The sequence below is a fragment of the Nocardia sp. NBC_01388 genome, assembly GCF_045040085.1.
GTDB lineage: Bacteria > Actinomycetota > Actinomycetes > Mycobacteriales > Mycobacteriaceae > Nocardia.
Window position 1 is genome coordinate 1,024,283 of the sequence record NZ_CP109553.1, and the last position, 19,053, is coordinate 1,043,335.

The window sequence follows — 19,053 nt, forward strand, 5'->3', positions numbered from 1 at the left end:
CGCCCACTCTGCTAGAGAAGCTCGAAGATGGTCGCGTTGGCGGTGCCGCCGCCTTCGCACATGGTCTGCAGTCCGTAACGGGACCTGGTACGGCGCATGTGATGGATGAGGGTGGTGGCGATTCGCGCACCGCTACCGCCGAGGGGGTGGCCCAGAGAGATCGCGCCTCCGAGGGGGTTCAAGTGGTCGTCCGGTACCCCGATGGCAGCGGCCCAAGCCATGGGCACGGGAGCGAAGGCCTCGTTGACTTCGTAGATTCCGATCTCGTCGGCCGAGAGCCCGGACCGTTTGAGCGCCAGCTGAGTGGCCGGAATGGGTCCGGTCAGCATGCGCACCGGATCGTCGCCGCAGACAACCGCGGTGTGCACCCGGACGAGCGGCCGCAGGCCGAGCTCAGCCGCGCGATCGGAGGTGGTGACCGCCAGTGCTGCCGCACCGTCGGAGATCTGCGAGGAGTTCCCGGCCGTGACCATGCCCCCTTCCAGGAACGGGGCTTTGAGCGCGCCGAGCTGCTCGACGGTCGAGCCGCGGCGAATGCCCTCGTCTCGGTCGACGACACCAGATGATGTCTTGATCGCGAGAATCTCCTCGTCGAAGTAGCCGGCATCTTGGGCGGCGGCGGCGCGCTCGTGGGAGCGCAGCGAGTATTCGTCGAGCTGGGCCCGCGTGAGGCCGTACTCGACCGAGATCTTCTCCGCGCCGCCGCCCTGATTGAATCGGCCGTCGAACCCGGGCACGCCGTTCAGTTCGGCGGCATAGCGTGTGACCGCGGGACCGCCCATTTCGCCGGTTCCCGGTACGTAGGCGGCCTGCATCGAAACATTCGACATCATCTCGACGCCACCGGCGATCACGAAATCGGCCTGGCCGCTGACCACGGCAGCGGCCGCAGTCGAAATCGCCTGCTGCGACGAGCCGCATTGCCGGTCGATCGTAAAGCCGGGTACCGACTCCGGCCACCCCGCGGCGAGGACGGCCATGCGGCCGATATTCCCGGATTGCTCGCCGATGCTGAGGACATTGCCCCAGTGCACATCGTCGACCAGAGCCGGATCGACGCCGGTTCGCCGGGCCAACTCGTTGAGAACCTGCGCGGACAGGTCGGCGGCATGAATACCCGCCAAACCGCCCTTGCGTTTGCCGACCGGTGTTCGAACCGCGCCCACGATCACTGCGTCCCGCATAAGCCTTACCTTTCTTCGGAGGTCGCCGCCACTCGGGTGGCAGCGCCGTCCTAATTAGCTTAATCTATAATCTCTATTGGTTGGCAACGATCCTGCTGCGCCCGACATGCGCGGCGGCTCGGGGGCAAGGCGGACTGGCTGGATTTGGCCCAGCGAGTACTCGCGCCGGGCGCTTCCCAGCCGGAAAGCTCACTCGGAAGTCTCCAAACCAGTGAGCGGCGATCTGTTCACCGAAGTAGCTCGAGGAGATCCGCGAAGCGGCTCCGCGTCGAATTCCGGGTGCGAAGCACCTTCGAGTGGGCCAGAAGTAGCAATGCATGCTGAAGAAAGGAACTCGAGACAGAATGACAGGTTCAGTACAGGGATCGGCCGAGCATCGGACCGCGCCCGTGCACAAGCGGATCGTCATCACCGCTGATGGCGTCGAGCTGGTCGGCGATCGCTTCGGCGATCCGAGCGACCCGCCGATCGTCCTCCTGCACGGCGGCGGACAGACTCGCCATTCGTGGCGGAGCACGGCTGCCGACCTTGCCGCCGGCGGATGGTGCGCCCTGACGATGGACCTGCGTGGACATGGAGAGAGCGGATGGTCGCCGAACGGATACTACGGGCTCGATCGGTTCGCTGAGGACGTGATCACGATCGTCGAAGCAATCGGTCAACGTCCGGTTCTCATCGGCGCTTCACTGGGCGGAAACTCATCCCTTGCCGCGCTCGGACGCCGTCCGGATCTCGCGCTCGGGCTGGTGCTGGTCGACGTTTCGCCGTTCCTGCAACCGGCGGGCACCGATCGCATTCGTGACTTCATGACGAACCGCGCTGCCGAGGGTTTCGGCAGTCTCGACGAGGTCGCCGACGCCATTGCCGAGTACCTTCCGCATCGACCGCGGCCGAAGAACCTCGACGGCTTGCGCAAGAATTTGCGCAAAGTAGGCTCCCGCTGGTACTGGCACTGGGATCCGGCATTTCTCGCTACGCCGTCGGACCAGGCCGTGCAACGCAATACGCTGATCGACCCGGTTGGGCTCGGTGCCGCTGCGTCGAGTCTGCGCGTCCCGACGCTGTTGGTTCGCGGCGGCGAGTCCGATGTGCTGAGTGTGGAGGATTCGGTGCGGTTCCTTCACCTGGTTCCGCACGCGGAATTTGCCACCGTGGCCGGCGCCCACCACATGGTCGCCGGCGACGACAATGCGGTCTTCGAGACTGTGCTCAGCGACTTCCTCGCCAGGCGAATTTGCTCGCGGCTCGATCTGCCGGGCTTTGCGGCCACAGAATTGACGGTCCGTCCGTGAGTCCCGGCAAAATCGGCGCTGCCGCGGAGGGCAACGGGAGCCTCTGAGGGGCGGGTGGAGCCGGCCGGAAGGTGCCTCAGGCAGATGCGTGGGCTGCGATCCAGATCGCCTATCTTGCGTCTTTGCCCTGATAAGCGGGATGGTCGGCTTCGCCGCGAGGGTAGAGCACTACGTTGACCTGCCCCGTTCGCAAGACGTTCTCGGCGCCCCATTCTGTGCCGTCGTTGGCACGGACGGTCAGTCGGCCGTTGTCATCGAGTTCCGCTTCGACGGCGCGCAGGGGCGGATGGATGAAGTATGAGCCGCTGACGATGGGCCTGCCGTCGCGAACGAGGAGCTCGAAGCTGGGATCGCCGAGAACCTCCTCTTCTTCCTGCAGAAGCGTGGCTGCGCCGATGCTCTCGTGTGTCACCGAGTGTCCTTTCGTTCCGATTGTGAATGACTCCCAATGCAGTTGAATGATATACCGCTTATGGGAGATTCCGCCGAGGTTCGATATTGCGTTACAGTGTAAAATAAAGACTGGCGGTACGGATCACAGGTCGGTGGTGTCGTGGGCTGGCGCCGCCGAGAGGTGTTGCGGCCGAGAGTGAATCGCCGCGGTGCGTGAACCGACCCCGAGAGAAAGGGTGGCATCGATGAAGATCGGGCTGATGACGACTCCGCGTGAGTCGGCCGCCGATACCGTTGCTGTCGCGCAGATGGCCGAGGCGCGCGGAATCGAGTCCATTTGGCTGGGTGAGCACAGCCATCTGCCGACCGCGACCAAACACGCCTTCCACGAGGAGACGCCCGACTTCTACAAGAGGGTTCCCGACCCGTACGTCACTCTTGCCGCCGCGGCCACCGCGACGGAACGGATTCGCCTCGGAACGGCGATATCGCTTCCCGCCGAGCATAATCCGATCACTTTGGCCAAGATGATCGCCACTCTCGATCATGCCTCCGGAGGACGCTTCGACTGGGGAATCGGATACGGCTGGAACCAGCTGGAGATGGTGAACCGGGGACTCGATCCACTCCGTCGCATGGCGACTCTGCGAGAGGTTGTGCTTGCCGTCCGCGCACTCTGGACGTCGGAGGTGACCAGCTTCGATGGCAAGCACGTCAGCTTCACTGAGAGTTGGTGCCGGCCGAAACCGGTGCAAGCGCCCCATCCGCCGATCTTGCTCGGTTGCCGTCCTGGGCCCCGAGCATTCACTCAACTTGCGGAGTTCTGCGACGGCTGGATGCCGAATATCGCCATGATATCGGACCTGGAGGCGAACCTGCATGATCTGAACGACGCGTGGAGGAGGGCGGAAAGGGTTGGGACGCCGCGTCTGACATTCATCGACACCGGTTTCTGGACCGACATCGGCGTCGAGGATTACCGCGACTACCTGCACGCGCTCGTGCCGACACTTGAAAGCCTTGCCCAGGCTGGGGGAGAGCGAGTGATCCTGGGAATGCCACTGTTCCGTATGGACGATGCCGAGCGCATGCTGGACCAGCTCTGCGACGCTACCGCGATCGAGGTCTAGGTGAGTACCCTGGCGCTCGGTATATGAAAACTGTTGTGAATTCGCAGGATTCGGAGGCCCGCTCACTGCTGCGGTCCACGATGTCAGCATCAGGTCATGGTTTCCTTCATGTGCTGATGCCGGTGGCGAGGATCGCCGCCAGTTCTCCGTAGGCGTCACCGTCGTCGAGGCCGGCTTGTGCGCGAACCGCGCCTCTTTGTAGCTCTTCGCCTCAGGCGCCTGACTGGTCCTTTGCTGTGATTGTCAGAATCGGTCCTGCATTGTCCGCCGGAGCTGCGAGGATGTCCGCTGCGTATTCCCCGATTTCCTTATCGGTGAGCCATCCGGGGCGTGCTTGCGATCGCGTGCGCTTGCCGTTCACGAATGAGGCGATGAGTAGCTCCCTGATCGAAACCGGGACATTACGATACTCGCGATCCCACGCTCGGATGAGATTGCGCTGCGCGGCTTGAGCCATCGACACAGGGCCCATGTTCGGAAAAATCGCATCAGCCATGCCGCCGCCGATTGCCAGGTACGTCGCACCGGCCCGTAGTCGCGGAATCAATATCCGGGCGGCGATGACATGCGGTCGTAACTGTCGCTCGAAGGTTTCCGCGATCACATCCCAGTGACAATCCGCTAGGGGGGTTGCTGTCCAGGCGCCGTTAACGGACACGACCAGACCGGTGATATCGGCCCATTCGATCGATTCTGCAAGCCGGATGGCAGCCTCATCACTGTCAAGGCTTCCGACCAGAGTGGACAGTGGTGCTCCGCGGTGATCATCGGCGAGTGACTGCAGTGCCGATGCGGTCCGTGCCACCGCAGTGGTGTTCCAACCGCGACTCAGGCAGGCAGCTACGACGCCGCCGCCGACCTCCCCTGTCGCACCGATTACCAGGACGTGCATCAGCCACCTCAACGTATAGATGAATTAACTAACTATTTATAGCATGAGGGGATTGCCTGGAACCAACACTGCCGGAGTTGACGCCGGCAGCAGGGAATCCCTGCTGGTCTTCTGTTAGACCTCGGCGGGTCTGAACGTCGGAGCAGGGACGTCCGGTGGCCAGAATGCCGCCCAGGACGGTTCGTATGCGGGCAGGGCGGGTGCTGGTCCCACCTGCCAGCTATCGAAGTCGGCCTCCTGTGGGCGCTCGAGCAGGTCCGTGGCGTACCAGTGGCGTTCGATCCGCCGCTGGAACAACCACTCCCCATCGATCCGGTGATACGTGTCGTCGTAGCGGATGGCCATCACTACCCAGCGATCACGGACCTCGTGTTCGGCACGGCAGTAGACCTGCCCGGTAGCAGTGTCGGGGCCGTTGTCGTCGACATCCGGTCCCAGCTCTATTCGGTGGCCGCAGACCAGGTGAATCGACCGATAGAACCAGCGCAGCTGCGGTTCTATGACCGCGCGCAATGCTTCCCGGCCCGACCCGCGACGGCCCAGCTGCACATCCGGCGTGAACAATGACAGCCAACTGTCCACATCGCGTTGATCGACCGCCAGCGCATACCGGATCGGCAACTGTCCGATCTCCAGCTGCGCTTCTGCCCGGGCGAGCCGCCGGGCCAAGCCCGACGGGTCCATCACTCGCCCCCGGTCAGCATCACCGTGTCGCCGGTGAGATAGGCCAGATCGTCGCTCATCAAGGCGGCCACGGCACGGCCGATGTCGGTCTCCGGATCACCCATCCGGCCTAACGGCAGCCGCCGCACATGCTGTTGGTAGCGTTCGGGCTGTTCCTGCCGGAACTGCTCGGAGGCAGGCGAAAGTGCCGTCGGGACAACGACGTTCACACGGATTCCATAACGGCCCCACTCCCGGGCCGCTACGCGGGACAGCCCGCGGATACCTTCCTTGGCCATCGCGTAGGCGCCGAACAGCGGCGCGCCGTTGATCGCCGTGCTCGATCCGAAGTTGACGATCGACCCGCCGCCGCGCTCGCGTAGCAGCGGCAGCGCGGCTTGCATCGCCCACAAGGCCGCCAGCGGCCCGCTACGAAAGCACACCTCGACGTCCTCGGTCGTCACCTCTGCCAGAGGGCCTTGGACCGAGGACTGCGCGTTGTTGACCAGCCCATCGAGCCCGCCGAATTCCTCGGCGGTGGCTCGGATCGCTTGCTCGATCCGGTCACGATCGGTCACGTCACATTCCAGGGCGATGGCCTTCCCTCCGAACGAGGTGATCTCGTCGACGACCTTCTCGCATTTGGCCAAGGTCCGCCCGACCAGGGCGACCGAGGCTCCTTCGCGGGTCAGAGCCAGCGCGATGCCCCGCCCGATTCCCTGGCCGGCTCCGGTGACCAGGACGGCCTTGCCGCTCAATCGGCTCGGACGGAATGTGGTCTCGGCGAAATCCATCATGAAACCTTTCTGTTCGGCCCGGCCGCGACGGAAACTCCCGCCTGCGTCCAGGACATGCTCACTCGGATCGCGTGAGTCTCGCGACGAGCGGTGTATCGGCGTGCCGCTTCAGTTGGTATTCGCGCACCGCGCCACCGGCGGCGTGGATGACTCGGCCTGTGATATCTCCGGCGGATTCGGCGACCAATGCGAGCACCACGCGAGATACGTGGGCGGGGTCCAGATCCAATGTGGTACCCACTCGCTCGAGGTGATCGTGCGACATCCGGGTGCGGGCGCCGGGCGACACGGCATTCACAGTGATGCCGTAGGGGGCGCCTTCGTCGGCGAGAACCATGGTCAATCCCCACAGCGCTGCCTTGGACGCGGCATACGCGACTCCGGCGTGATACCCGGTTCCGAGCGCCGCTTCCGACACTGTGTTGATCACCCTGCCGTAGCGCCGCTCGCGCATCGGCGCGAATGCCGCCCGGGCGATCCCTATACTCCCCGTCACGTTCGTGGCCAGTACCCGGTCGAGTTCCTCCTGCGACAGGTCGCTTACAGCAGGCGCCGAGAGGATTCCGGCGTTGTTGATCACGATGTCGAGCCGCCCGAAGGCTTCCATCGCGCACGTCACGGCCTGCTCGGCTCCGGCGAAATGCGAGATGTCCGACCGGTCGGCGGTGGCGATTCCACCCGCCGCGGTGATCGTTTCGACGACGGCGCCCGCTACGTCCGTGTCTTCCCTGCTTGCGCCGTCGACGGACAAAGAGGCATCGTTCACCACCACCGCAGCACCGGCTGCGGCGAGCGCGGTTACATACGACGCGCCCAGCCCGCGGCCCGCGCCGGTGACGAGCGCGACTCTGCCACTCAGCGGACCGTTCGGCGCCGCCTTCCCGCTTTCGCTGGTCCGCATGGCTCAGCCGGCACGCAGAGCGATGCCCTGGGCATTGAAGAACAGCCCGCCAGGTGACAGCAGTGCCGAGCTCGCGCCGCTCACTTGCCGATCGCCTGCGGCGTTGCGCAGTTGAAGCACCGCCTCCCTCAGGTGCCCGGCGCCTTGGGATCCACCTTCGGACAGGCTGCCGCCGTGCGGATTGATCGGCACCCGGCCATCGATCAGGACGCGGTTTCGCTCCTGGTCCCAGTGTTCGGTGAGAAAGTCACCGGCCTCGCCGGGCTTGCAGAACCCGTAGGACTCCAAGCAGTGCAGGGTGATGATCGAGAAGCCGTCATAGGGGAACAGCACATCGAAGTCCCCAATACTCAGCTCGCTGCGTGCCAGCAGCGCCTGTGACGCCACCGTCTGTCCGGTGTGGTCGAGGCCGGCGGTCAAGTGCTCTTCGGGATGGGCGGCCATACCCATTGACAGCGCGTGCACCAGAACGGGATTCCCCGGCATGTCCCGGGCTCGGTCGGCGGTCGTCACCACGAACGCGTCGGCACCGTCCACCGGGATATCCATGTCGTAGACGCACAGGGGTTCGCGAATCATCCGTCCATTGAGGTAGTCGGGCATGCCCATGGGGTCGCGCATCACGGCGTCTGGATTGTCGGCCGCGCCGGCGCGGCCATTCAGCGCGACCAGGCCGAAATCCTGCCGGTCGCGCGCGAATGTTTCGAGGTAGCGCGCGGCCCAGGCGGCGTAACCGGTCGCCCCGAACATGCCCCACGGCTCGACCTCGGTGTGACCGTCGCCCATGATCGCGCGTCCGTCCGGCAGACCTGCGGCCGCCCTGGCCCGGAACGGATCGCGGCCGAGCCGGTACATCGAGTGGTAGACCAGTACTGCGTTCGCGGCACCGGACCACACCGCGTTGACAGCTGCGGTCAGATGATTGCCGATCGGCGGGCGGGCGCCGGCCCACCAGGTCACCGCAGGAAGCCCTAGGGCCGAGACGACCACGGCAGGGTCGATGCCGCCGGTGTGCAGACCACCTCCGACGACGCCGTCGATGTCGCCCGCGGTCAAACCCGCATCGCCGATCGCCGATGTCGCAGCCTCGAGAACCATCGTGAGTTCGGTGGTGCCGCGGTCCCGGCCGTAGGAGGAACGTCCGAGTCCGGCGATGGCAACGCGATCCTTGATCGGGTTGCGTTGGGTGAGGAGGTTCATCAGTCGTTCTCCTTGCCGGTCACGGCGCGGAACGCAGGCCACGGCGCGCCTTCACGGTCGATCCAGGTCAGTTCCACGGGTTGCCCGACGCGCTGCAGCGCGTCCGGGGTTTCGACCAGTGGCGCCACGATTCGCAGACCCACCTGCTCGGTGAGTTCGATCGCCGCGAGCGGCCATGGTGGCGAGTAGTCCACGACGGGCGGTCCCTGGTGCAGGCGGGTCAGCAGATGAACCGTCCCGGCACCCTGAACCGGCCGGACGGTCACATCGGTGGCCCAGCACGAGGGACAGATCGGGCGCAATGGTGTGTGCCACAGGCTGCAATGCGAGCACCAACCCGCGGTCAAAGTGTGCGTGAGCAGGCTGCGGTAGTACTCGATGTTGACCTGATCCAGCCGGATGCGTGGATACCGCTGGAAGACCTTCTCGTCGGCGGGTTGACTGGTGTCCTGGGTCGCTCCGGGGATGCTGTTCCCTGCTGCCGCTGATTGGTCGACCATACGTACTCCCTCGTCTCACCGCTGGCTATCGTCTTTCGATCTTCGGCCTGTGAGGCGTACGGGGGAAGAGGTAGCGGCCCGAACAATGTTCTGCTGCGGAAACGAGCGGTCCCCGAGGGCGGGATGGACCGCGCACTCTCGCGAACCGACGGAAGCTGGTCTTCGGCGATTGATCGGCGATCTGTGCGCGCGTGTGTGAGTGAGGACAGAAATAATTGAATAGGTTGGTTGATTTAACTGCAATTCATCGCGGTGTTGAGCTAGGTTGGGCGCGTGTTCAAGGCTTTTCGCACCCTGCGAGCGCGTGTGCTGGCGATCGCGCTCGTCCCGAGTTTCGCCCTTCTGGCCATCGGGGGAGGGGGCGCCACCTATCTCGTGGTGCAAGGACAACAACTGAGCACCTGGGCTGATGAGCAGCGACAGCACTCCGCGCCGGGGCTCGCCTTCGCCCAGGCTGTGCAGCAGGAACGGCGATTGACCCTGCTGCGGATCGCCGGCCACCCCGAGTTGTCCACAGGTCTACAAGATCTGCGGCCCAAGGTGGATTCACTGGTGCAGCAAATGATCGGCGCCGCAGGCGCTTTCGAGGATCGCGATCCAGGATCGATGGCGGGCGCGCAGACCGCGCTCGACGGGCTCGCGCACGAACTGTCCTCGGTGCGGGCGAAGGTCGACACGAACACGATCTCGCTCGATGACTCGTATGCCTTCTACAATCGGCTCACGGACGCCGCCCGCGGGGCCATGGTGTCGCTCGCACACAGCGCTCCGGACACCGAGATCGCGATCGGTCTCCGCATCGTGCTCGACTCGTTCACGGCGGCAGAAGCTATGGCCCGCGGGCACGATCTGGCGGTTGCCGCAGAGGCGACAGGCGGGCTGTCTCCTAAGGATGTCGAGGAGTTCGGCCGTCAGGTCGGCTCTTATCGCAACCAGATGGAGATGCTGTCCGGGGAGTTGACCGATGGGAGCCGCGCCCAATGGCACGCGCTGACCGAGTCGCGCGAGTGGCGCACGCTCAGCGAGATCGAAAGCATTCTGGTCCGGCGCGGCGTTACCGGCCAGACGGATCAGGCGGCGGTTCCTTCGTCCCGGGGCGAGTCGGCGCAGGTGGACGACCATGCACTGCTGGCATCGACGGCCGAGTGGGAAGCGGCGATCACCGGGGTATCGGACGTGATGCTCCGGATCTGGACCGGCCAGGCAGAGCATGTCTCCGCGCTTGCCCGAGAGCTCGGCGACAGCCGGGCGAGGAATTCGTTGCTCGGTGGCCTGCTGGTCCTGGCTGTCACGACTGCGGCGTTCGTGACCACCTTGCGAATGTCAAGGAAGATGATCGACCGACTGCACCGGCTGCGGGCCGAGACCACCGCGCTCACCGACGACCGGTTGCCCGCGATCATCGGCGCGCTGAATCGCGGTGACCCGGTGGATATCGAGAAGGAGATGACCCGGCTCGATTTCGGCACCGACGAGATCGGTGAGGTCGCAGACGCCTTCAACCGCGCTCAGTTGGCGGCCGTGAACGCGGCAGCCACGGAAGCGCGGACTCGTGAAGGTGTCAATTCCGTATTCGTGAACATCGCCCACCGCAGTCAGGTCGTACTGCACCGGCACCTCAGGTTGCTCAACGACGCCGAGTACGAGCAGGAGGATCCCAAAATCCTCGACCTGCTCTTCCGGTTGCACCACCTTGCGACCCGGGAACGCCGCAATGCCGAGAACCTGATCATTCTCGGCGGTGAACAGCCGCGGCGGCAATGGCGAAAGCCGGTGCAACTGGACGAACTCGTGCGCGGCGCCGTCGCCGAGGCCCAGGACTACTTCCGCGTCCGGGTCGGGCGGCTGCCCGACCTCAAGGTGTCCGGCGGAGTGATCGCCGACCTGATCCACCTCCTGGCTGAACTTGTCGACAACGCCACCGCGTTCTCTCCGCCTGATTCCCGGGTGGAGGTGTCCGGCAACGCCGTCGGCCGGGGCGTGGTCGTCGAAGTTGCGGACCAGGGACTCGGCATGGCTAACGAGCAAATGGCGGTCCTCAACGAAACGCTCTCGAAACCACCGGATTTCGCGCTTGCAGCCTTGTCGAGCGACAATCGGCTCGGGATGTTCGTGGTGGCTAGGCTGGCCCATCGCATCGGCGTGTCGGTACGACTGGTGGAGTCCGAGTACGGCGGTGTGAAGGCTGTCGTCCTGATCCCTGCGGCACTGCTGTCCGTCGACGAACCGGCCGGGGCGATCCCGGAACCGCCGGCAATCACCAGCCCGGTCACCCCATCGATCACTGCGAATACGCTTTCCGATACCGGCCATGGCAGCGGCTCCTCGCCGCACACCCCGTGGCGGTCGGCCGAGCCGCAGGACTACCCGCCGCAGGACCACCGCCCGGGCCTGCTCGATCGGCACGGTGTTGGGCGAAGGATCGCAGATCCGATCGAGCATCGCGCCGGTCCACGGCCGGAACTGCCACGCCGGCAACGTCAGTCGCATCTTGCGCCGCAGCTGGCCGACAGCACGCCGGTTCTGGGCGTTATGCCGCCACAGCGTTCCGCGGTCGAGTCGCGGGACCTGTTCTCCGCGATCGAGAGCGGTACGCGCCAAGGCAGAGCGTCCGCGCCGCCCCCAACGTTCCCCCCCAACGAATAGTAAGTGAGAACCCGCGGTGACAACATCTGCGAATACTGCGAAGAACCTGGACTGGTTGCTCGATGATTTCCTCGGCCGCATGCCGGGAATCGAGTCCGCCGTGGTGCTTTCGACCGACGGCATGCTGATCAGTAAGTCCAGCGCTTTGACCAGGGAGAGCGCCGAACATTTCTGCGCCTTGGCCTCGGCGCTACAGGGGCTCGCCCGAAGTACAGGCGGTCATTTCGGGGTCGGCGGGGTTCGCCAATCTGTCATCGAGCTGGATCGCGCCGTGTTGTTCGTGACCTCGGCCGGGGACAACGCATGTATGGCCGTACTGGCGGGCGAGGACATAAACATGGGCATGGTCGCCTACGAGATGAACCAGACGGTGGCTCGCGTCGGCACATTCCTCTCAACGGCTCCGCGTCCGAACATCGGCTACGGCGCAGGCCATAGATCGTCATGAGCGATCGCCGCGATCCCTGGTTCGACGACGACGCAGGTCCACTGGTGCCGGCATATGCGGTGACACGCGGACGCACGGCGAGCAACCGGCACGAGCTGGACATGATCACCCTGGTGATCACGATGTCGACCGGTCTGGGGCTCACCCGGCTGGAGCCCGAGTACCGCGAAATTTTGCAGTTGTGCGGCGTTCCCAAGTCGGTCGCGGAGATCTCGGCCGAGATCCGCCGACCGCTCGCGGTCACCAAGATCCTTATCGGCGACCTGATCGACGACGGCTACGTCGCCTATCGATCCCCGCGACCTATGAACGCCGATTCGGCGGACATCAATCTTCTTCGGACGGTACTGGATGGAATTCGCGCACTCTGATCTCCGGGAGTCGGGCACGCTTCCGATCACCGCCGTCAAGATACTGGTGGCGGGTGGTTTCGGGGTCGGCAAAACCACTTTGGTGTCCGCGATCAGCGAAGTGCGGCCCCTGCGCACCGAAGAGGTGATCAGCGAACTCAGCGTCGGTGTCGACACTCTGGACGGAGTGGAATCGAAGAGCACGACCACGGTCGCACTCGATTTCGGGCGGATCACCCTCAGCGAATCGCTGGTTCTCTATCTATTCGGAACGCCTGGACAGGACCGCTTCTGGTTCTTGTGGGACGAACTGTCCCGCGGCGCACTCTGCGCCGTCGTCCTGGTCGACACCCGAAGGTTCGAGGCTTCGTTCGCCGCGGTGGACTATTTCGAGAGCAGGCAGCTGCCCTTCGTGTTGGCGGTCAACTGCTTCGACAACACCAACCTGTACACGGCTGACGAGGTCAGGCGAGCGTTGGATCTCGACCCCGCCGTACCGGTGAACCTGTGCGACGCACGCAGTCGCGACTCGGTCAAGCAAGTCCTGCTGACATCGATGGAATACATTCTCGCGCGGGCGAGGCGGATTCAGGCTGATGCGCCGCTTTGAGTGGCAGGGAGGGCGGTTTCTCGGCAGGTGACCGCAATCGCGGCCACCCTCGGCGGTGATCTCCCAGCGACTCGGCGCACGCTCGGGTCACGGCTCGTTCGCCGTTCCTGTCGGTGTGTATCCGACGCCGAACAGTACGAATTGGGTCAGCGACGATTTGATATCCCGGCTGTCGGCCGCGGTGGGGAACAGGGCATCGCCGCCGAGTGCGGTACCGAGGACGAGTGCCACGGCGAGCCGAACGGCGTGCCGGAGGTCGCTGGTCGCCGTCGCACCGCTGGCTGTCATATAGCGGTGGACGCCGTCCATCAGCGCGTGCAGGCACGGTGTGAGGGGAGAGCCCTCTCCGGTGAGCTTGTCTTCGCCGGCTCCCGCGACCAGCGAGACGAGGATTTGGCGGTTGGTCGTGCATAGGTCGTACAGCCCGGATATGAAGCGAAACGTGACATCGGTGGGGGATAGCCGGGTGTCGGTGCCCAGCGTCGCCGCGAAGCCGTTCATGAACTCGACGAGGGGTTCGGCGGCGGTTGCCTGGAACAACTCGGCTTTGGATGTGAAGTGGCGGTACACCATCGACTCCGTGACGCTTGCACGTCGCGCGATCGATTTGATGCTGGTGCGCTCGAATCCGATGTCGATGAACTCTGCTGAAGCGGCATCAATGATGAGATTGCGGACTTCGGCCGAGGATCGACGTCTGCGGTCGGTGCTGGTCGCCATTCGGCCATGGTCTCACGATGAAATTAGGGAGTCCTCCTCCCTTGACCGGAGTGTCGAAATACAGCTAAATTATTGCGATGAGATGCCGGTCACATCACCAGTTGAGTGAAGTGCTCGGAATGCGGCGGGCATGTTCACCAATCAATCAGCGAACCGCTGGGAGCCGCGATGCGGCGGGCCCGGCGGTTCACGGTTCATCGGATGGGGCGTCCAGATGTCGGCCATCCGACAACAGCATGAGGAGATCGACAATATGGCCACGATCGAGGGTCGGCTGTTCATCGACGGCGAGTTTCGTGAGGCGCGATCGGGACGCCGATACGACGTGATCAATCCGGCTGACGAATCGGTGGTCGGGACGGCTGCGGATGCGGGAGTCGAGGACGTCGACGATGCCATCGAGGCGGCGCGCCGGTTCGCCGATACCTCGGATTGGGCCACGGATCACGAGTTCCGGAAACGATGCCTCGTGCAGCTGCAGGGTGCGCTCCGGGAACGTTTGGACGATATCAGGGCGATTGTCACCGCAGAGGCGGGGATCTGCACTTCGGTTATCTCGACCCATGTGGATCTGATGGTCGAGGGGATGGACTTCTTCAACAACCTCATCACATCCTTCCAGTGGGAGGAACAGCTGCCGGCGTACGAAATCCTCGGTATGGCGAGTTTGCGTCGCATTCGCTATGAGCCGTACGGCGTCGTCGGTGCGATCACACCGTGGAACGCGCCGTTCATGACAGCGATCTGGAAGGTGCATCACGGGCTTGCCACCGGCAATGCGGTGGTGCTCAAGAGCGCTCCGGACACCCCGCTGACGGCCGCGCTACTCGCTCGGATCGTGAGCGAATCGACCGATATCCCCGCGGGTGCGTTCAATACGATCAGTTCCTCGGACAAAGCCACCGCCGGCGACGCCATGACGGCTGACCACCGGATCGATCTGTTCCATTTCACCGGTTCTCCCGGTGTCGGACAGCGGATCGCCGAACGTGCCGCCAACGGAATTCGGCACACGGTCCTGGAGCTGGGTGGTAAGTCGGCGAACGTCCTGCTGCCGGATGCCGATCTGGATTTGGCATGCGGTCTCGGTGTGGCCATGTGCATGTCAAGCAGTGGTCAAGGGTGTGCGCTGGCGACTCGAATGATCGTGCACGCCGATATCTATGACGAGGTGCTGGCGAAACTGGAGGCGATGGTCGGCAATCTGCCCTGGGGTGATCCCCGGGATCCGTCCAACGTCGTGGGGCCGATCATCCGCGAGGAGCAATTGAAGCGCGTCGAGGGCTTGGTCGACCGTGCAGTCGCGGAGGGTGCCCGAGTCTTGTGCGGAGGGTCGCGTGGTGATCGCGGCGGGCGCGGATTCTGGTACCAGCCCACCGTTCTCGCCGATGTGGACGAGAATTCCGAGATCGCGCAGACCGAGGTATTCGGCCCGGTGTTGTCGGTCATCCGTTACGACGGTGACGACGATGAAGCCGTCCGTGTCGCCAACAACTCCCGGTACGGGTTGTCGGCGTATGTGCAGTCCTCGGATGAAGAGCGTGCCTGGTCGGTTGCACGCCGCATCAAGGCCGGCACGGTGAACATCGGCGCCTCCTTCTACCTGTCGCCGGATGCGCCCTTCGGTGGGTACGGCATCAGTGGCGACGGCGTCGAACACGGCGTTGCCGGATTCCGGGAGTACCTGCGCATCAAGTCCATTGCTAGCCCCGAGCACTGATCCGTCTCGGACGCATCGGGATGCATGTCTGAGCAGACCCTGCAGTCGGCGGACGGCATATGGCGCCACGCCCCCGTGAATTTTCATAGCTACCGACTCAGCCGGCGACAGCAACTGTGGTGCCGGCCTCAGCGTCACGTTACGGAGGTGCCACATGCAGCCCACCACCAGATTCGACCCCCGAGTTTCGGGGCTGTCGCAGCAGGTGAAAACCCTGGCCAGTCCGCAGGAAGTGTACTTCGAGAAGGCGCGGGACATCCGCGCCGAATATATCGACGGCGCCCTGCATCTCTACCGACACGAGGACATCCTCGCCGTCAACAAGCACCCGGACGTGCTGGGCAACGGCGGCGGAGGGGGAAGCTTCGGTCATGACGGAAAGCTGATACCCCTCGAGATCGACGGACCGGACCACAAGAAGTGGCGTCGCCTGCTCGACCCGATGTTCTCGCCGAAGCGCGTTCAGGTCCTCGAAGACCAGATTCGCCGGTTGGCGGTCGACCTGATCGAAAACTCTCGAGCAGCCGGTGGCGCTGAGTTCAACAGTGAGTTCTGTACGCCGTTGCCATGCCAGACGTTCTTAGGGCTTGTAGGCGCTCCCATCGAGGATCTCGACTTCTTCCTGGAGTTCAAGGAGGGGGTCATTCATCCGAAGGGGGACACCACCGAAGAGATCGAAGCGAATATGGCAGTAGCTGGGGGAAAGCTGCTCGACTATTTCGGGCGGTTCCTGCAGGACAAACGCAAACACCTCGACGACGACGATGTCATCGCCGAACTGTTGCGGTCCGAGGTGGGCGGCGAGCCGCTGGCCGAATTCGATCTGATCAACATCCTGTTCTTGCTGATGTTTGCCGGGCTGGACACCGTTACCGCCTCACTGTCGTGTTTGATCGCCTGGCTCGGCAGGAATCCGGAGCATCGGCAGATCCTGGTCGACACTCCGGAGTTGCTGACGCCGGCCATCGAGGAACTGCTCCGGTACGAGTCGCCTGTCCCTTTGGGCATGCGGTATCCGGTGCGCGACATAGATCTTGGTGACGGGTTGGTCATCGGGCAAGGCGAACAGATCAGCGCCTTCTGGGCTGCGGCGAACGTGGATCCGACGTATCACGAGGATCCTATGCGGGTGGACTTCCGTCGTCCCAGGGTCGGTCACATGACTTTCGCGAGTGGAGTGCACCGGTGTCTCGGGTCGCACCTCGCGCGCTTGGAACTGCGGATCGCTATGGAGGAAGTGCTGGCGAGGATTCCTCGTTACGAGGTCGACGTCGGGGCGCTGGCGTATGACAACGTGGCGGTTAGAACGGTCACCAATCTGCCGGTGGTGATCGCATGATCGCTGCACGGCGCTTCGCGACGCGATCGGGCTGGGTGACGGGAAAAGGGGCATCGCGCCGATGAGACTTCGCCTCGAAAGGGACCGATGTGTCGGACATGCGCTCTGTCATGCGGTGGATGCCGATCTGTTTCCGCTCGACGACAACGGCTATTCCACGGCAGTATCCAGGGAGCTCACCCCGGAGCATTCCGAGCGGGCACGAGACGGTGTCCGCGCGTGCCCGGAGCGCGCACTAGCGATCGATGAGTAGATCGCCGGTGCATTCGCCGTCGCGTGATCCCGTTGTGCCGGTGCGTGGGCGGCCTATCAGATTTTGCGACTTAATCAGTAAGCTAATTACTCTTATTGTGTGCTAACGTCTGCCTGGGACTTTGCAGAGATTCTCGGGCCGGCCGAAGGCTGGACTGCGCGGGCAGGCGCCGGGGATGGGTCTGCTCGAACGGAAACAGCAGGTGATCGTGAACGATGACGACCCGATGGTATGCGGTCACAGCTTCCATCCACGCCGTGGCGGCGCATGTCAATTGTCGAGTTCCCCGCGTACCTCGCGAGTGGCGATGGGGATCGGCTGAATTGATGCATCTGTTGAGAAGTTGGTTACGCCAGCTCGAATGGATCGTTCGATCACGTATGGCGGTGCGTCAGTTGTACTGCCGATTCTGCGGACGGGTGCTGTTTGGTGCGAACGATCCCCGGCCTGCGGGTTACTGCTCTCTGTCGTGCGCCGATCGGGATGTCGCGCGGTATCAGACATACGCCTGGATGCGTTTGTGAACGGTCTCGACGGGACTCGGCGTAGTAGATGCCGCATCGAACCGAATCGATGCCAGGCGTGTGGAGCCGTGGGGTACCTCTCCGCTATAATCAGTTAGACTGTTTAACTGAAACAGCAAACCCTCAGCTCAGTTCACTGCTGCACCAGGAGCTCCGCCATGCGCCGCACTATTTTCGATCCCGAGCACGACCAGTTTCGTGCCACCGCCCGGTCCTTCTTCGAGAAGGAATGTGTGCCCCACGCCGACGAGTGGGAGGCACGCGGTTACGTGGACCGGGAGGTGTGGCTCAAGGCCGGCGAGCTCGGGTTGCTCGGGTGGGAGATGCCCGAAGAGTACGGCGGATCGGATATCAAGGACTTCCGGTTCAACGCGATCCTCAACGAGGAGTTCCACGCCACCGGCACGGTAGGTATCGGTCTCGGCGTGCAGAACGACATCCTCTCAGGCTATTTTCGTGACCTGACCACCGACGAGCAGAAGAAGCGGTGGCTTCCGAAGTATGTGTCCGGTGAATGGATCACGGCGATCGCGATGTCCGAGCCGGGGGCCGGCTCCGACCTGGCGAATGTCAAGACCTCCGCCCGCAAGGACGGTGACTCCTACATTGTGAACGGTTCCAAGACGTTCATCTCCAACGGCTTGCTTGCCGACCTCGTTGTGGTGGTGTGTCGCACCAACCCTGACGCCGACAAGCCGCACAAGGGCCTGAGCCTGCTGGTGGTGGAGACCGGTATGGAGGGCTTTTCGCGCGGCCGCAAGCTGGACAAGATCGGACAGCGTTCCGCCGACACCGCGGAGCTGATCTTCGAGAACGTGCGGGTCCCGGCGGAGAATCTCATCGGCGAGGAGAACCACGGTTTCTATCACCTGATGGCGAACCTGCCCGCAGAACGCCTCGGTATCGCCATCCATGCGGTGGCGCAGGCCAGGCGCGCGCTGGAATTGACCATCGCGTACGCGCGGGAGCGGGTTGCGTTCGGTAGCCCGATCGGCAACTTCCAGGTGAACAAGCACGCGCTGGCCCAGATGAAGACCGAAGTCGACGTCATGCAGACGTATGTAGACCAGGCAATCCTCGCGGTCAACGCGGGCGAGCTGACCGCGGACGAGGCGGCCGGCGCCAAATGGTGGGCGACCGAGACCCAGTGGAAGATCATCGATCGGTGCCTGCAGTTGCACGGCGGCTACGGCTACATGAACGAGTACGAGATTGCCCGCTTGTGGCGGGATTCGCGGGTGCAGCGAATCTACGGGGGTACCAACGAGATCATGATGGATATCGTCGGCAAGGGCATGGGTTTCTGACCGCCGATCCACATCCTCGGGGAAATCGGGTTCGATGATTTCGTGCCATCGGGCCCGAAGTCGCCGAATCCTTTTGGGCCATTGAATCTCGGATGTGACGGCCCGGTCGGACACGCGACCGGAGTTGCCGGAGGCCGACCGCGGGCCGTTCTCCACTGTCGTCATCGGCCGGGAGGTCGGACCG

The 19,053-nt window shown here is 63.9% G+C and carries 19 protein-coding genes; 10 read left to right on the forward strand and 9 right to left on the reverse strand.

What is annotated here, in order from left to right:
• Positions 1-11: 11 nt before the first annotated feature.
• A complete protein-coding gene (locus OG716_RS04845; RefSeq protein WP_405136486.1) occupies positions 12-1,184 on the reverse strand; it encodes a thiolase family protein in 1,173 nt (390 codons plus the stop codon).
• Positions 1,185-1,501: 317 nt separating this feature from the next.
• On the opposite strand from OG716_RS04845, the gene OG716_RS04850 reads away from it, so the two are divergent.
• A complete protein-coding gene (locus OG716_RS04850) occupies positions 1,502-2,476 on the forward strand; it encodes an alpha/beta fold hydrolase (RefSeq protein ID WP_405136487.1) in 975 nt (324 codons plus the stop codon).
• Positions 2,477-2,585: 109 nt separating this feature from the next.
• Here the strand turns inward: OG716_RS04850 and OG716_RS04855 are convergent, their stop codons facing one another.
• On the reverse strand, positions 2,586-2,888 hold the full coding sequence (locus OG716_RS04855; protein ID WP_405136488.1) for a hypothetical protein: 303 nt from the start codon (positions 2,886-2,888) through the stop codon (positions 2,586-2,588).
• Between the two features lie 226 nt (positions 2,889-3,114).
• Between OG716_RS04855 and OG716_RS04860 the strand changes: the two genes are divergently transcribed.
• Positions 3,115-3,999 (forward strand): TIGR03619 family F420-dependent LLM class oxidoreductase, encoded by an 885-nt coding sequence (locus OG716_RS04860; RefSeq protein WP_405136489.1) that lies wholly within the window; start codon positions 3,115-3,117, stop codon positions 3,997-3,999.
• A 211-nt stretch (positions 4,000-4,210) separates the two neighbouring features.
• Here OG716_RS04860 and OG716_RS04865 read toward each other — a convergent pair whose 3' ends face one another.
• From OG716_RS04865 to OG716_RS04890, 6 genes are all read right to left on the reverse strand, one after another.
• The gene (locus OG716_RS04865) at positions 4,211-4,891 is read right to left on the reverse strand and encodes an NmrA family NAD(P)-binding protein (protein WP_405136490.1); all 681 of its coding nucleotides are present in this window, start codon (positions 4,889-4,891) and stop codon (positions 4,211-4,213) included.
• 114 nt (positions 4,892-5,005) lie between these two features.
• On the reverse strand, positions 5,006-5,575 hold the full coding sequence (locus tag OG716_RS04870) for a nuclear transport factor 2 family protein (RefSeq protein WP_405136491.1): 570 nt from the start codon (positions 5,573-5,575) through the stop codon (positions 5,006-5,008).
• On the reverse strand, positions 5,575-6,348 hold the full coding sequence (locus OG716_RS04875; RefSeq protein WP_405136492.1) for an SDR family NAD(P)-dependent oxidoreductase: 774 nt from the start codon (positions 6,346-6,348) through the stop codon (positions 5,575-5,577). Before OG716_RS04875 ends, OG716_RS04870 begins: the two co-directional genes overlap by 1 nt.
• 61 nt (positions 6,349-6,409) lie before the next feature.
• A complete protein-coding gene (locus OG716_RS04880; protein ID WP_405136493.1) occupies positions 6,410-7,252 on the reverse strand; it encodes an SDR family NAD(P)-dependent oxidoreductase in 843 nt (280 codons plus the stop codon).
• 3 nt (positions 7,253-7,255) lie between these two features.
• Positions 7,256-8,452, reverse strand: coding sequence for a thiolase family protein (locus OG716_RS04885; RefSeq protein WP_405136494.1), 1,197 nt, complete (start codon positions 8,450-8,452; stop codon positions 7,256-7,258).
• A complete protein-coding gene (locus OG716_RS04890) occupies positions 8,452-8,952 on the reverse strand; it encodes a Zn-ribbon domain-containing OB-fold protein (RefSeq protein WP_405136495.1) in 501 nt (166 codons plus the stop codon). The genes OG716_RS04885 and OG716_RS04890 overlap by 1 nt, the downstream gene beginning before the upstream one ends.
• A 273-nt stretch (positions 8,953-9,225) precedes the next feature.
• Between OG716_RS04890 and OG716_RS04895 the strand changes: the two genes are divergently transcribed.
• Genes OG716_RS04895 through OG716_RS04910 form a run of 4 tightly spaced genes read left to right on the forward strand, consistent with a single transcriptional unit; the run spans position 9,226 to position 13,006 of the window.
• On the forward strand, positions 9,226-11,598 hold the full coding sequence (locus tag OG716_RS04895; protein WP_405136496.1) for a nitrate- and nitrite sensing domain-containing protein: 2,373 nt from the start codon (positions 9,226-9,228) through the stop codon (positions 11,596-11,598).
• A 55-nt stretch (positions 11,599-11,653) separates the two neighbouring features.
• The gene (locus OG716_RS04900) at positions 11,654-12,046 is read left to right on the forward strand and encodes a roadblock/LC7 domain-containing protein (RefSeq protein ID WP_405136497.1); all 393 of its coding nucleotides are present in this window, start codon (positions 11,654-11,656) and stop codon (positions 12,044-12,046) included.
• Complete coding sequence (locus tag OG716_RS04905; protein WP_405136498.1) at positions 12,043-12,417, forward strand: DUF742 domain-containing protein; 375 nt, start codon at positions 12,043-12,045, stop codon at positions 12,415-12,417. Before OG716_RS04900 ends, OG716_RS04905 begins: the two co-directional genes overlap by 4 nt.
• Positions 12,398-13,006: a GTP-binding protein gene (locus tag OG716_RS04910; protein ID WP_405136499.1), complete on the forward strand. Its 609-nt coding sequence runs from the start codon at positions 12,398-12,400 to the stop codon at positions 13,004-13,006. The genes OG716_RS04905 and OG716_RS04910 overlap by 20 nt, the downstream gene beginning before the upstream one ends.
• 87 nt (positions 13,007-13,093) lie before the next feature.
• On the opposite strand, the gene OG716_RS04915 is transcribed toward OG716_RS04910, so the two are convergent.
• Positions 13,094-13,726 carry a TetR/AcrR family transcriptional regulator gene (locus tag OG716_RS04915; RefSeq protein ID WP_405136500.1) on the reverse strand — a complete coding sequence of 211 codons (633 nt, stop codon included), beginning with the start codon at positions 13,724-13,726 and terminating at the stop codon, positions 13,094-13,096.
• 214 nt (positions 13,727-13,940) lie between these two features.
• Between OG716_RS04915 and OG716_RS04920 the strand changes: the two genes are divergently transcribed.
• From OG716_RS04920 to OG716_RS04935, 4 genes are all read left to right on the forward strand, one after another.
• Positions 13,941-15,446 carry an aldehyde dehydrogenase family protein gene (locus OG716_RS04920; RefSeq protein ID WP_405136501.1) on the forward strand — a complete coding sequence of 502 codons (1,506 nt, stop codon included), beginning with the start codon at positions 13,941-13,943 and terminating at the stop codon, positions 15,444-15,446.
• Positions 15,447-15,600: 154 nt separating this feature from the next.
• Complete coding sequence (locus OG716_RS04925) at positions 15,601-16,785, forward strand: cytochrome P450 (RefSeq protein ID WP_405136502.1); 1,185 nt, start codon at positions 15,601-15,603, stop codon at positions 16,783-16,785.
• A 61-nt stretch (positions 16,786-16,846) separates the two neighbouring features.
• Positions 16,847-17,038 (forward strand): ferredoxin, encoded by a 192-nt coding sequence (locus tag OG716_RS04930; RefSeq protein WP_405136503.1) that lies wholly within the window; start codon positions 16,847-16,849, stop codon positions 17,036-17,038.
• 682 nt (positions 17,039-17,720) lie between these two features.
• Positions 17,721-18,869: an acyl-CoA dehydrogenase family protein gene (locus OG716_RS04935; protein WP_405136504.1), complete on the forward strand. Its 1,149-nt coding sequence runs from the start codon at positions 17,721-17,723 to the stop codon at positions 18,867-18,869.
• The last annotated feature ends 184 nt before the right edge of the window (positions 18,870-19,053 follow it).